Below are 14,202 nucleotides of genomic sequence, written 5' to 3'. Positions count from 1 at the left end.
AAGGAGGCGCGTGATGAACGAACCTTTTATATTCCAGACCCTGCCGGAGCGGATTGCGGCGCTGTTCCCCGAAATTGACAGCGACACCGCCATTGACTTGCTGCACAACAATGACGAGTATGGCCAACTCCATCAAAGGAAAGGGGAACTCACGGAGCGGCACCCTTTCATTTCGGCTGTCCTGGAGGGCGAGGGGCCGATTGCTCTGAGCGCGGAAGAACATAAAATCCTTACGGACTATCTGGATGTAGCAACCCGCATGGAGGACATGGAGCGTATGCAGCTTTATTTTCGCGGGCATACGGACGGCTTTTCCTATCTCAAAAAAATCGACGCGATATAGTCGCATTGCAAAAATTTCGTGAAAAGCATCGGAAGACAAAATCCGGTGCTTTTTCACGTTTGGAGGTGATCGCTATGCCCTATGTGGCCCCGGAACAGATTAAGCGCGCCAAACAGATGGATCTGCTGACCTATTTGCAGCATTACGAACCGCAGGAGCTGGTTCGCTTTTCCGGCAACGTCTATACCACCCGCAGCCATGACAGCCTGAAAATCTCCAACGGAAAGTGGTGCTGGTGGTCCCGCGGCATCGGCGGGCGCTCCGCTCTGGATTATCTCATCAAAGTCCGGGGCATGACGCTTCCCGAGGCGGTCATACAGATAGACGGGCAGGCAGTTGTTGAGCCGCCTGTCCCGTCAAAGGCGCGGGAACCCGCCGAGCCGAGAAGGTTGCTGTTGCCGGAGAAAAACAAAAATAACGACCGCGTGGCTGCCTATCTCACCGGGCGCGGCATACACCGTACTTTAATTGATTACTGCCTTCAAACCGGGCGGCTGTATGAAAGCTGCTACCGCCACAACGCGGTCTTTGTCGGCTTCGACCCGCAGGGCGTTCCCCGCTACGGTGCGCTCCGGGGCACGTCCGGCAGCCGGTTTATGGGGGACGTAAGCGGCAGCGACAAGCACTTCTCCTTCTCCATACTGGCAAGGGGTAAATCCACAAAACTGCATTTGTTTGAAAGCGCCATCGACCTTTTGTCCTACGGCACGTTGGAGTTGCTTGCCGGCAGGGATTGGCGGAAGGAAAATTGCCTGTCCCTGGCGGGTATTTACAAGCCGAAAAAGAACATCGAGGAAAGCACCCCGCCCGCCGCTTTGATGCAGTACCTCAAGGATTACCCGCAAATAACCGCAATTGCCCTGCATTTGGACAACGACGCAGCCGGACGGCTGGCGGCACAGACCATCAAGGTCCTCCTTCCCTCCACCTACGCCGTATTCGACGAGCCGCCTAAGCGCGGAAAGGATTATAACGATTATTTGAGAATAGTGTTGAGGGGGCGGCACGGGCAGGAGCGATAGCAGCGATGGCAATGATGACAAAAAACAGCAAGGAAGAGAATAAAATAAAAAACACATTTTCAAAGAATTGGGGTATAATATATAGCAAGTTTAAATGAATAAATGGTAAAGAGGAAAATTTACTCATGGATGTTCGCGTGATTTGATGTATAATAATAGTAGTAGGATGATTGAAAGAGGTGATACCTATGGCAACCGTTTCATTTGACAAGAACATTGTCGTAAAGGAACCGGAAGCAATAGAAAGACTCGTTGAAGTGCTTTCGTCATCAAAGGAAGCAAAGCCAATAAACAGAAAACTTGCTTCCGATGAGGCTATGGCAAGGGGTGAGAAGTTATTAAAACAGTGCTTATCCCACTCGAAACGTTTTTAGAAATGACTTCCAAAGAAACAGTAAAGGAAGTCATTTCTACTTTTTATTGTTCTAAAGACCATGATATAGAGAGCTTTTTAAAAAATGAAAACAAAGCTATTTTATACGAGAGAAAATCCAAAAGTCGTACATATCTTATTTTTGATGAAGATGGTTTAGAAAATGGAAGCTTTGTTCTTCTGGCATATTTTACGATTGCTATACAGACTTTAAAAATTCCGAATGGTACGGCAGCGTCTCAAATAAGAAAACTGGATGGTCTGTATGCCAAAAAGGGATCCGAAGCACTAACGGAAATTCCATCATATCTTATTGGTCAACTAAGCAAGAATGATGAGTATGCAGATAAAATAGCTGGTGATGAATTGTTAGAATATGCCCTTTCGGTGATCAGTAAAGCACAGGGAATTGTCGGCGGGAGGGTGGCTTTTATCGAATGCCAGGACAAGCCCCAATTGATAAACTTCTATACCAGAAATGGGTTTAAATACTTCAGAAAAGACCCGGATGATGGTTTAGTTCAAATGGTAAGATTATTAGATAAATAGAAAATATTAAATTTAATTCTCGGGTAATATCGGGGATTTTTTAGAAGGTGTGGCAATGGGTAAAGCAGGAGCTAAGTCTTCCGAAGTAAAAGAGCTTCTAAAGAAAGACGAAGAATTCAAAACGGAGTACGAAAAGTTGAAACCGCGCTATGATGTGATTTCGCAAATCATTGAAGCGCGAACCAGCCAAAATATTACCCAGGAAGAATTGGCGCTTCGGGTTGGGACCCAAAAATCCAATATCAGCCGCCTGGAAAGCGGAACGTACAATCCATCACTGGACTTTCTGTCTAAGGTTGCCCGCTCCCTTGGGAAAGAGGTGCAGGTTACGTTGAAATAACTATTGTAAGAAGTTATAAAGAAGTGCGTGATAGCACAGATGGCACTAATTAAGGCACTGAGAGATCAGCGCCTTTTTTTATAGTACTGAAACGAATAAATGCGCTTTGCCGCTGCTTTATTCATTGATTCGAGCAAAGAAGTATAATATGATTAGATTGTAAATATAAGGAATATAACAGATTAAAACCCTATGTGAGTATTTGGCGCAATTACAATGGATTTGCGACTTTGCGTAAGTTAACCGGAAAGCCGGTATATCTTACAAAAATGGCGAGGGGGATCTTGGGGTTATGGATATAGAGGCGTTTACTCGCCGTGAAAAAATGCTGAAGCTGCGGGAAGAACTGCTGGCCGTCGAGGAAGACCGTCTGGCCGGACGCGCCGGAACGATGCCGGATGAACTGGACAATTATCTGGAAAGCATCATTGTTGAGGTGGAGCATGGAAAAGAAGCCTCAGTATAAGGTGATTGTTTCCGACCGCTTCCGCTAAATGCTGGTGGGCCATGCCTGTTTTCTGGCGCAGAAAAACACCGCCGCTACCCACAAAATCAAAAACGACCTGATGGACGCCATCCATTTCCTGCATCAATTGCCGGAGCGTTGTCCATTTCTCAATGCCGAGTTTATACCGCTCAATAAATACCATAAGATGTTCGTAGAAAAGTGGTATCTTATTCTGTATCAAATCAAGGATCAGACGGTGTACGTTGACTATATCGTGGATTGCAGATAGGATTATGGGTGGCTGGTACGGTAGATTTCGATATATGGTGTAAATGGTTGTTAGATTAAAAATTAGGAAATTACTGAGCTTTCGGGGGTATGTCTATAACGTGAAGTTAGATATAGTACAGATAGACGAAACAACTTCGTTTATTCAGTAGATAAGCGGACATCGCTCGCTGCGCTCGCTCGTCCGATTATCGGGGCGCGGGCTTCGCCTGCTGATAGGCTCGCTCGCGCAAAGCGCTCGCGACGCCACCTATCAGCAGGTTTACAAAATCCTTTCGCCAAGAGTTGCAAGCAACTCTAAGGCTCAAGGACTTCGTAAACCCGCGCCCCGTTAGACGACATATCAGTATACGGGAGTGATTTACATGTCAAATATTATGTATGATTTCTTAACAGAAAGTCCTCTTTTTTGTGACCGAAATCTTGAGAATGAATTTTCTGACACGAGCGATGAAGAGATTAAGAAAGAACTTCAAAGTTATCGTGAATACATACTTAGAAATATTGACGATATTCAAGGTGAGGCAGGATGTAATAAAGAGGAACTATCTGTTTTGATGCAGTCTTTTCAATCTTATTTACCAAATGATAAATTGGTAAAACAACATGCATTATATTTTGACAAGCTAATTATTGACGACCCTATATTTGAGATGACGGTTACCCAAGGAAACATGTCAAAAGCAATGAACCAATATTTGGGTTTCTCAAGTGATGAGACCATAGATAAGAAAAAACTTGTTCGAAATATAGAATATATGAAAAAATGTACACCTTTAGTTGCAGGACAGTTTGTGAAATTTTTTCCATTGAGTATTTTGCATGAGCCCCCCAAAGATATTCCTTTATATTATTCTAAAAACTATTTTGCTGACGATTTACCTAAAGAAATAATGGAGTATTTCAAAGATAAGGCGTTTGTTAATTCTGTAAAAAAAGCCAAAGATGGCTGGCATATAACTTCTGGTCAGGCTCTTGAGATATCAAGAGGGATAGAAGTCAATTTTAGAGGTCATAACTCTCCAGTTGGATATACATATATGCTTTTCAAAACAGAAGTAGTATCATTTGATGAGCAAACTGGACTTGCTCAATTTAGAAATTGGCTACCGGATGAACCACCCACAGAAGCTGAATTCAACAGATGGGTTTATCAATCAATAAATAGATCTGCAATAAGATTATTTCAAGATGTCTTTACGGAATTAATTTATAGTGGGAAACTCGGGAGTTCATATTTAACAATTTCGTCGTTTATCTCAGAACTTATAAACTTGAAATATAAAACCGATGATAATCTTGAAAACTTTTTGTCAAATATAATAATGCAGATTGACTTACCAATAATAAATGATTGTCCTGTTGAAAAACTGATGGATATACGTAATAAAGATGGGGAGGCATTTTATAATTTTAGGACAGAATTGAGGAAGCAATTAAGAGAATTAAGGTTTATTGATGATAGAGACGTATTAAGGAAGAAAATAGAAAATGTATCTCATGAGTTAATGGAAGTACAAGTTAATGAAATAAATAAAAAAATAAGCCATCTTAAGAAGGCATTCTTAGCAGATTTGATTATTTTAGGAGCGAGTTTATTGCCTGTTATTCAAACAGGAGGTTATAGTTTATATACTGCTGCGATAGCGTTAGCTAAAGGTTATAAAGATATTTTAGATTATTCATCTGCAGTAAAACAGAATTCATCATATTTTTTATGGAAACTAACTAAAGAGATTAGAAATCAAAAATAAAATAATAATCGTGTGTTAAATTTTACTCATACGTCGTCTAACCATGCATTGGCGAGGGCGCGGGTAGCGGTTCTCACGGGCGGGCGCGCCACATCTCCCGACCTAACCGCGGCAGCGGCCGGCTCGCCCAAGCCCAAGAAAAGAGCTTTCTAGGGCTTGGCCTTCGCTTTAAGGTCGGAAGACGTCGGCAATGCGGGACCGTTAGCCGCCATTAGCAAAGAGGAGAAGCAAATACATGAAGGACGAAAAAATATTAATCAAAATCTTATACCTTGCCCTACTGATATGTGTGGTATATATATTTACCTTTGATTTGCCGGAATATGTAATAGGGCCAATTCATGGAGGGGCTTTATTCAACTTTATTTATCAGATATCAATAGGGTATATAGTTTCATTCATTTTCTTTAAGCTCATCAATCATATTTTTCAAAAGCGCGAAGAAAGTTTGAAAAAAGAGCTGCTCAAAAATTTGTATAGAATGCTCGTGAAACGTTTATGTGAGTGTACAACGGATATCGAAATGAAGTTTCAACTGATTGATCAGGTAAAAGGGAGTGGATTTAAATACCATACAAACCTTTTCAGTGCTTTTGAGTTGAAACAAGAAGGACATGAAGGATTGAAACACCTATATGAAGCAATGAAAGACTACGATATTAAAAAATACTCAAAATTTCATAGTGATCCTCAAATTGCATACGAAAAATCTTTGAGCGACATTGCAATAGAATTATATGAGACTACGGACTTTAAAGTGCGTTTTTCAGAAATTTTAAGCTTAATTCCTCAAATAGTGTATTACGAAACTGATTTTTTAATTAAAGATACTCTTCACAAACTGGGAGAAAATATTTCGGACACCCGTGAATCGATTAATGGACATAAAGAAATGAATACCGGGAGCGTATATCCCCATATGTTACGTTTTGTCGATCATATAATCACTATTTATGGGTTGCTTCTAAATGCCTACGAGGACATAAAAATCCACTATCAATCATAGCTAACGGCGGCTAACTTCGCATTTCCGCTCTGGACGAAATACCTTATATAGTAATGAAAAGTTAAAGTAAGATCATTTAACCTGTAGCCTAACCTGTTTGAAACTGGAATAAGAAAGCGACAAGACATTGTCAGTTCTCTACGATATAAAATAAAGAAGCTATCTCTCACGAGGTTCCTCTATCAACTAACTCCTTTGAAGACTACTATCTCTTAAGTTAACTTCCCATAAACTGGATAGGGTTTGCCTATATGAGGAAATGAAAAATTTTTAATAGGTGGTCAAAATGAGTTGTATTTTCTGTATGTCAGATGGTCCATATACTACAGTTGAACATATAATCCCAGAATCATTAGGAAATACTGAAAATATTTTAACAGGAGTTGTGTGCGACAAGTGCCAGAATTACTTTGGTAAAGAGGTAGAGTCGTATGTATTGAGTAAGTCACCTTTTGCTTTTTGGCGTGTTCTGTATAATTTAAAGAGTAAAAAAGGAAAATCGCCTTATTATGATACTACGCTACCTTTAATACAAAAAGGTTCTATTCCAGATACTCACATATATAATGATAACAATATTATTTTTCATCCTGCAAATATCTCGGAAGAATCAATTGTTGAAGTTGAAATAAATGATAAGGAATTGCAAAATAGTATTTTGAGTGGAAATAAAAACAAAATTAATATTATGATGACTCCAAAGATGCTGATACAAATAGGCAGATTTTTAGGGAAAATGGCACTTGAATTCTTATATAAAGCTTATGGAGATGAAGTTTTTGATAAAAGATATGATGATATAAGGAAGTACGCTAGATATGGTACAGTTAAAACTATTTGGCCAGTTCTACATAGCTCATTGAATAAGTCACTAATTAATTTTAAAATAGATGAAGATAATGATTCTATGGAAACGCGTACGCTATATAGGTATGGTATATATGACCTAATAAGATATAACACTCGTTTATTTATTTTTGATATTGGACAGGATAGATTTGGTATTATATTGGATGAACAATTCCCTGATTATAGTGTTATAAATGATTTGGTTGATAATGAAGGCAATAAAATGGAATTTATCTGGTATAGGTTATAGCTGAACTTCATACGGATACATTTGCATTATCTATACAATATAATCAGTTTTTAATTGTTGTTAAAGGTGCTAAAATCAGTGCCTTTTTCTTTTGCCCAAAATTAAAGAAAGAGGACTGTCCCTATGAAAATCTATCAGGTGGAAATCAAGGAAACGCTTTTTCATAACCATTGAGATCAAAGCGAACGCAGAACAAGCCGAAGCGATGGTACGGACGCGTACAAAAACGAGGACTATGTCCTTGATGCATATTCCGTTCACATTCGGCCGCCGGTGATTCCGCCCACATTCGGCCGGTGAATCTGGAGACATTCGGCCACTGATTCCGCTCACATTCGGCCGGTAAATCTGGAGACATTCGGCCAGGTTAAAGGGTTCTACCACCTCGTGAGGGAAATCCCCTACAATTCTTTAATAAGCATCGTAGGGGGAGAAAGCAATGAGGTGTGAGGAACCTGTGAAAATACTTGAAATACTAAGACTAACCGAAAATGGCCACAGCCAACGCGAAATATCAACCAGTATTGGTTGTGCCAGATCAACCGTAGGAGAGGTGCAGCGACGCTGTCGTGAAATAGGCCTTTGCTACGAAAAAGCATCAGTTATGACCAGTGAAGCCCTACAGAAGCTTCTGTATCCAGCTTCTGCAGGAAAGAAATACATAAAACCTGAGCCAGATTATGATTACATTTACAAAGAACTGCAGAAACACCCGAACCTAAATCTGCGGTTTCTGTGGGAAGAATATAAGGCCCAGAATCCAAATGGATTGGAATACAGCCAATTTTGCGAACGATACAATCGTTGGAAAGGGTATTCTGGTAAAAACCTCACTATGCATCAGGAACGTGAAGCTGGCAAGGAATTGTTTGTAGATTGGATGGGCGTCACGTTGCCGCTTATCATAGACCCATCAACTGGTGAAATCTGCGATGCTCATTTTTTCGTATGCACCTTGGGTAACAGTGGGTACCCGTATGTTGAAGCCTTTCCTGACGAGAAACTGGACAAATGGTTGCTCGCCCATACACACGCTTTTGAATACTATGGCGGCGTACCTCGTATTGTCGTGCCAGATAACTGTAAAACAGCTGTAACCAAACCACAGCATTATGATCCGGTAATCAACCCAGCCTACTGGGAACTTGCTAAACATTACAATGTGGCAGTCATACCAGCCAGGATCCGAGAGCCGCAAGACAAAGCACCTGTCGAAGAAGGGGTTCGCTGGCTGGAAACATGGCTTTTGGGCTGGCTTAGAAATCAGCAGTTTTTTAGTTTTGGCGAACTCAATTCAGCCATAAGATACAGGCTTTCAGAACTGGTACGGCGGCCATACCAGAAACGGCCAGGAACCAGACTTTCAGTATTCAATGAGCTTGACCGTCCGAAACTACGGCCTTTAGCTCTTTCACCCTTTGAAACTGCCGATATGAAGTTGCGTACTGTACCAGATAATTATCATGTGGAATATGACGGGTTCTACTACTCGGTTCCTTATACGTCCTATCGGCAAAAAGTAACCATAAGAGCAACCTCAACCAGCATAGAGGTATTTGATTCGAACCGTATAAGGATTGCCTCTCACGCCCGCAGATATTGCGGAAAAAGATATGTAACCGACCCGGCTCATATGCCAGAGCATCACCGAAAATACTGGGATGCCAAGCAATTCAACGGCAGCAGATACCGCTTATGGGCTGAGAATATCGGGGAAAACACATTGTATGTCATAGACAAGATGCTTACGGCCCAGAAGATAGAGGAACAGGCCTATAAGTCCTGCATGGGACTTTTACAGATGTCCAAAAAGTATAGCCCTGAACGTCTGGAAACCGCCTGTACCAAAGCAAAAGCCATGAATTCTTGCACCTATACAACAGTGGCTAATATCCTGAAAAATGGACAGGATTTTGTCAAACCACAAGTTTCGGCTCCCCAAAAAGCTACGCCTAGCCATGAAAATGTGCGCGGTGCGGCTTACTATACATAGAGGGGAGGTGAACAGGATGCTGAATAATCAGACCTTGGAGAAACTTGTGTCAATGAAACTGTCATCTATGGGCAGGGAATACCGCCGACAATTGGAAAGCCCTGATACAACTGCCCTGAGTTTTGAAGAACGCTTTGGTATGCTGGTTGATGCTGAATGGACTTCACGCCATAATAGCCGGTTAACCAAGCTGCTACGTCTAGCCAATCTCCGTATTCAAGGGGCATGCCTGGAAGACTTGGATTACGATCCTCGCCGAAAGCTCGACCGTGCTTATGTGGCCAGGCTTGCTGACGGCACATGGATAAAAGAACATCGGAATCTTATTGTTACTGGTGCAACCGGTACGGGCAAGACTTATCTTGCTTGTGCTTTCGGCAATTCCGCCTGCCGTCAGGGGTTAAAAACAAAATACTACCGCGTTAATCGGCTGCTTACAGACCTTGCCATTAGCCGTGGCGACGGTTCTTACAATCGGTTGATGCGTGAACTCAAGAAAACTGACCTGTTAATCCTTGATGATTGGGGCATGGCTGTCCTTGACCCGGTTTCCGGACGGGATCTACTTGAAGTTGTTGAGGATAGGTTTGGATACCGGTCGACAATTATTTCTGGACAACTTCCCGTTAAAGAGTGGCATGAACTCTTTGAGGACAGCACAGTGGCTGATGCCGTACTGGATCGACTCGTACACAATGCCTACCGATTCGAGCTTTACGGCCCTTCAAAACGTGCCCTAAATGATTATCAAGACTCAAATAGCGATGGTGATATTGCAAACGCTAATTAATTTTTGTTAAACTGAAAACACTTCACGAGGTGGCCGAATCCTATCGGATTCGGAGGCCGAATGTGACCAGATTGCCGGCCGAATCGGCCAGATTAAGCACTTGATGCGGAACACTTCGCTGGCGTGGATTTTAGCACACGGGAAAAGGAAATGGACACACACGGGCAGGAGCGATGACCTCCTGCCTTTTCTTTTCGGCTGGTGATATAAGAACAATCATAACCCACACCCAACACAAGACAGTGGTCTTGTGTGTTGCAGCAAGCACTGAATTTGGCTAGCCAAATTCGCTTGTTAGGGGCTTTCGCCCCTAATACCCCCTTCATGCTGCACTCCTATTATCAAGAAAAGAGGTGCTATGAATGAACAAACTGCAACAAAAGTGGCGGGAGGAATTTCGCGCCCTCATTGAGTGCAAGGACACCCATCCTACGCGAAAGGAGCCGGAACGATGAGAAAACGGAATATCCAAATCATTATACGGCTGAATGCCAAAGAACAGCAGAATCTTGCCAAGCAGGTAAAAAAATCGGGGCTTTCACAGGAAGGCTATCTCCGTTCCCTCATCAACGGCTATGTGCCCAAGGAGCTACCCCCTCCCGACTATTTTTCCATGACACGGGAACTGCACGCCATCGGCAGCAACCTAAACCAGATTGCGGCCAAGGCCAATGCCACCGGGCATATTGACAAGACGGCGTTTCAATATGAAGCCAACCGGCTCAGAAAGGCGGTACAGGATATTATGGAGGCGGTCACAGCGCCGGAAAGGAGAACCGATGAATAAGGAAGCACAACTAATAAACCGCATCAACCGAAACTTTATGGATTACAAGGCAAAAATGCTTAGACTGAACGGCCAGCGCATCTTTGAAAAAGCGGAGGAAATCGCCGCCTATACCCAGGCCCACTGGTATTTGACAGTAGACCATCACTATGAACCGGAGGAACTGGATTGCCTCCTGCTGTTTCAAAACCCCCTGGAGGTTGTGACCGACAAATACCAAAATGAAGTGCGGTGTGTGAACGACGTGCTTGAGCTTATTGTAAGGGCTTGCAATAAACAAGATGGCTTTGGAAATCACCCTTTGATGAAAAAGCACGGGGAGCCGGAGCGATGACCGATGGCAACCACAGCAATATGGGACGTGACCGACCGCCTTGACCGAGTAATCAACTACGCCGCCAACCCTGAAAAAACCGAAAACCCCGATTTTACCAGTCCCGACTTTCAGGGCTTACGCAAGGTGCTGGATTATACCCAGCAGGATGTCAAAACCGAAAAGCAGTTCTATGTGACCGGCATTAACTGCGACCCGGCCACCGCCTGCGAGCAGATGGGCCGCACAAAGCGGCAATATCAGAAGCAGGACGGCATCCTGGCCTTTCATGGCTACCAAGCCTTCGCGCCGGGAGAGGCCACCCCCGAAACCGCCCACGCCATCGGCGTGAAACTGGCAAAAGAGCTTTGGGGCGACCGCTTTGAGGTGGTGGTATCCACCCACCTGGACAAGCAGCATCTTCATAACCATTTCGTCCTGAATTCCGTGTCCTTTGTCGATGGGAAAAAATATTACGACAACAACGCCAGCTACGCTCTCATGCGCAAGACCTCCGACCGGCTGTGCCGGGAATATGCCCTGTCCGTCATCGAAAACCCGCAGCGCGGCAAGTCCAAGCACTACGCCGAATGGAAGGCCGAGCGGGAAGGCAAACCCACCTGGCGGGGCCTGATCCGGGAGGACGTGGACCAAGCCATTGCCGCCGCCATGACCTTCACCCAGTTTATCGCCGCCCTGCGCAAACAGGGCTATGAAGTCAAAACCGGCGTGAAACACCTGGCGGTGCGTCCTTTAGGCAAGGAGCGGTTTGTCCGGCTGAAAATCCTGGGCGACGATTACGCCGAGGAAGCTATCAAACGGCGCATCCTGCAAAACCGCACACCCCGGCGGCCACCCCCCTTGCCGGAGCCGAAGCGAAAACGCTGTGCCTTCAAAGGTTCTCTCAAGACAGCGAAAAAGCTCACCGGCCTGCAAGCGTTATACTTCCACTACCTCTATAAAATGGGCATCCTGCCCAAGCCCCGCGCGTCCAGCAAAAGGACGCATTTTTTATTGCGCGAGGACCTCCGGCATCTGGAGGAAATCACCGCCCAAACCAAGCTTCTCTGCAAAAACCGTATTTCCAGCAAGGAACAGCTTTTCGCCTACCGCTCAACCGTGGAGCAGGAAATGAGCACCCTGTCCGCCCAACGCAAGTCCCTTTACAACCGCATCCGCCGGTGCGGGGATGAGGAGCAGGCGACAGCCTATAAGGAGCAAATTGCCGGGCTGGCCGGCCAAATCAGCCAGCTTCGCAAGGAGGTGAAGCTCTGCGCGGGCATCCTGTCCCGTTCCGGGGAAATGCAGGAAAAGCTGTCCCGGATCAAGCAGGAAGAAATCCAGCAGCGAAAGGAGGCAAAAGCCTATGAACAGCGAAGCCGCCGCCGCAGATCAAGTCGTCAACATGACTCTTAAAGGGATCGAGGTAATGGCCAAAATCTCCGGCGAGGGAGCCAAAAACCTCGCCACCTATTTGTATGCCGTTCTCACCGGCCAAAAGAAAACCAGGGGGAAAATCCGGCTGGAGGGGCTGTTGCGCAGCGGCAAGGAGCTGAAAGTCTTCGCGGTCAGGAACGAGGACCTGCAGAAATTCACCCAGGAGGCCAAACGCTACGGCGTCCTCTATTGCGCCCTCCGCGATAAAAAGGACACGGATGGCATGTGCGACATCATGGTGCGGGCCGAGGACGCCTCCAAGATTAACCGCATCGTGGAACGCTTCAAGCTGGCCACCGTGGACACCGCCAGCATCAAGAGCGAAATCCAGAAATCCAGGGCCGCCAAACAAGAAGAAAAAGCACCCGCCGAAAAGGAAACGCCCGCCGAAAAAAGCGCGGACGATTTTCTGGACGAACTGATGGCCAAGCCCGAGCAACCGGAGCCGGACCAGGAGCGGACCGACAACCCAAACCCCACGACGGACCCTACGGCGGCGAAGGCGGAGAAATCCCGTCCGTCCGAGCCTACTTACGAGCGCAGCGGGAAAGCCGCCGAGGGTACGAGTGAGCCGGAGCGAAAATCCGTCCGGCAGGAACTGAAGGAAATCCGGGAAGCCCACAGGGAGCAGGCGGAACCCAAGCGCGAACAATCCAAGGAGCAATCCAAATCCACCGGCCAGCCCGCCAAATCTGGTCAACCGAAAGCAAAATCCAAATCTAAAAAACCGAAAGAGAGGTAAAGTGAGATGAGCAATTTTGACGATCTTTTCCGGCAGGAACAAAGCCAAGCCGCGCCCATAAGCGACCAGCCTTTCGACAAGGAAGCCTGGGCGCAGAAAAAGCAGGAGCAGCGGGAAGCGGTGTACGCCTTGATCGATGAAACAGCGACAGCCGTGGCGCGGGACGGCGACACCTTCCAGAAGTATCTGAACGTGCAGAGCCGCTTTGACCGCTACAGCGTTTCCAACGCCCTGCTAATCCTGGCGCAGAAGCCGGAGGCCACCCGCATCGCGGACTTTGACACCTGGAAGGAGCAGGGCGCGTACATCCGCAAAAAGGAATCCGGCTTTTACATCATCGAGCCGGGCGAGGAATACCGGCGCGCGGACGGTTCCACCGGCATCAGCTACAACCCCAAAAAGATGTTCGACATTTCCCAAACCGGAAACAGCCGCAAACGGGAAACCCCCGTCCATCCTGACGAGCGTACCCGCATCAAGGCACTGCTGGCCCACGCCCCCGTGCCCGTCCGCATCAGCGACACGCTGCCGAGCGGCGTGAACGCCCTGTACCAGCCGGACACGCGGGAAATCCAAATCCGGCGCGGCCTGGACGCCAATCATATTTTCCGCGCCCTCGCCCAGGAGCTGGCCCAGGCGGAAATGGACCAGGGCGACGGGAGCTACAACCGTTCCGAGCAGGGCTTCCGCGCCTATTGCGTGTCGTATATGCTCTGCAAGCAGTACGGCGTGGAAACGGATGGCTTCTATCACTTCGAGGGGGTCCCTCAAATGCTGGAGACTTTAGAGCCGCAAGAAATCCGCACCGAGTTGTCCGTTATACGCGAGGCCGCCAACGAAATTTCCGGCTGCATGAACCGGATGCTCAACCAGCAGCGTCAGCAAAAGCGGCAGGAACCGGAACGTTAGGAGGGATCG

General features: G+C 46.0%; 16 protein-coding genes and 1 pseudogene. All 17 read left to right on the top strand.

Annotation, left to right across the window (positions count from 1 at the left end):
- The first annotated feature begins 13 nt into the window (after window positions 1–13).
- Window positions 14–343, top strand: a complete 330-nt coding sequence (locus tag L9W92_RS10060; RefSeq protein WP_240083628.1) for a DUF6664 family protein — start codon at window positions 14–16, stop codon at window positions 341–343.
- Between the two features lie 74 nt (window positions 344–417).
- Window positions 418–1,365: a DUF3991 and TOPRIM domain-containing protein gene (locus tag L9W92_RS10055; RefSeq protein ID WP_240083627.1), complete on the top strand. Its 948-nt coding sequence runs from the start codon at window positions 418–420 to the stop codon at window positions 1,363–1,365.
- Between the two features lie 188 nt (window positions 1,366–1,553).
- On the top strand, window positions 1,554–1,739 hold the full coding sequence (locus L9W92_RS10050; RefSeq protein WP_134216076.1) for a hypothetical protein: 186 nt from the start codon (window positions 1,554–1,556) through the stop codon (window positions 1,737–1,739).
- Window positions 1,712–2,287 (top strand): hypothetical protein, encoded by a 576-nt coding sequence (locus tag L9W92_RS10045; RefSeq protein ID WP_240083626.1) that lies wholly within the window; start codon window positions 1,712–1,714, stop codon window positions 2,285–2,287. The genes L9W92_RS10050 and L9W92_RS10045 overlap by 28 nt, the downstream gene beginning before the upstream one ends.
- A 55-nt stretch (window positions 2,288–2,342) precedes the next feature.
- Window positions 2,343–2,627: a helix-turn-helix transcriptional regulator gene (locus tag L9W92_RS10040; RefSeq protein WP_240083625.1), complete on the top strand. Its 285-nt coding sequence runs from the start codon at window positions 2,343–2,345 to the stop codon at window positions 2,625–2,627.
- Between the two features lie 194 nt (window positions 2,628–2,821).
- A pseudogene (locus L9W92_RS10035) lies at window positions 2,822–3,093 on the top strand (prevent-host-death protein).
- A gap of 28 nt (window positions 3,094–3,121) precedes the next feature.
- Window positions 3,122–3,364, top strand: a complete 243-nt coding sequence (locus L9W92_RS10030; protein WP_240083624.1) for a type II toxin-antitoxin system RelE/ParE family toxin — start codon at window positions 3,122–3,124, stop codon at window positions 3,362–3,364.
- A 364-nt stretch (window positions 3,365–3,728) separates the two neighbouring features.
- Window positions 3,729–5,117 (top strand): hypothetical protein, encoded by a 1,389-nt coding sequence (locus L9W92_RS10025; RefSeq protein WP_240083623.1) that lies wholly within the window; start codon window positions 3,729–3,731, stop codon window positions 5,115–5,117.
- Window positions 5,118–5,352: 235 nt separating this feature from the next.
- A complete protein-coding gene (locus L9W92_RS10020; protein ID WP_240083622.1) occupies window positions 5,353–6,123 on the top strand; it encodes a hypothetical protein in 771 nt (256 codons plus the stop codon).
- A 286-nt stretch (window positions 6,124–6,409) separates the two neighbouring features.
- On the top strand, window positions 6,410–7,222 hold the full coding sequence (locus tag L9W92_RS10015) for an HNH endonuclease (RefSeq protein WP_240083621.1): 813 nt from the start codon (window positions 6,410–6,412) through the stop codon (window positions 7,220–7,222).
- A 439-nt stretch (window positions 7,223–7,661) separates the two neighbouring features.
- A complete protein-coding gene (istA, locus tag L9W92_RS10010) occupies window positions 7,662–9,215 on the top strand; it encodes an IS21 family transposase (RefSeq protein ID WP_240083620.1) in 1,554 nt (517 codons plus the stop codon).
- A 16-nt stretch (window positions 9,216–9,231) separates the two neighbouring features.
- A complete protein-coding gene (gene istB, locus L9W92_RS10005) occupies window positions 9,232–10,005 on the top strand; it encodes an IS21-like element helper ATPase IstB (protein ID WP_240083619.1) in 774 nt (257 codons plus the stop codon).
- Window positions 10,006–10,456: 451 nt separating this feature from the next.
- On the top strand, window positions 10,457–10,792 hold the full coding sequence (locus tag L9W92_RS10000) for a plasmid mobilization protein (protein WP_240083618.1): 336 nt from the start codon (window positions 10,457–10,459) through the stop codon (window positions 10,790–10,792).
- Entirely contained in the window at window positions 10,785–11,126 is a 342-nt protein-coding gene (locus L9W92_RS09995) for a hypothetical protein (RefSeq protein WP_240083617.1), read from the top strand. Before L9W92_RS10000 ends, L9W92_RS09995 begins: the two co-directional genes overlap by 8 nt.
- Window positions 11,127–11,129: 3 nt before the next feature.
- Window positions 11,130–12,521, top strand: coding sequence for a relaxase/mobilization nuclease domain-containing protein (locus L9W92_RS09990; protein ID WP_240083616.1), 1,392 nt, complete (start codon window positions 11,130–11,132; stop codon window positions 12,519–12,521).
- The gene (locus tag L9W92_RS09985) at window positions 12,472–13,284 is read left to right on the top strand and encodes a DUF3801 domain-containing protein (protein ID WP_376741800.1); all 813 of its coding nucleotides are present in this window, start codon (window positions 12,472–12,474) and stop codon (window positions 13,282–13,284) included. Before L9W92_RS09990 ends, L9W92_RS09985 begins: the two co-directional genes overlap by 50 nt.
- A gap of 6 nt (window positions 13,285–13,290) precedes the next feature.
- The gene (locus L9W92_RS09980; protein ID WP_240083614.1) at window positions 13,291–14,193 is read left to right on the top strand and encodes an ArdC-like ssDNA-binding domain-containing protein; all 903 of its coding nucleotides are present in this window, start codon (window positions 13,291–13,293) and stop codon (window positions 14,191–14,193) included.
- Window positions 14,194–14,202 lie beyond the last annotated feature (9 nt).

The sequence above is a fragment of the Pelotomaculum terephthalicicum JT genome, assembly GCF_022410535.1.
Classification (GTDB): Bacteria; Bacillota; Desulfotomaculia; order Desulfotomaculales; family Pelotomaculaceae; genus Pelotomaculum_D; species Pelotomaculum_D terephthalicicum.
Note: the sequence above shows the minus strand (reverse complement) of the source record. Positions and strands in the feature narration are given on the sequence as shown.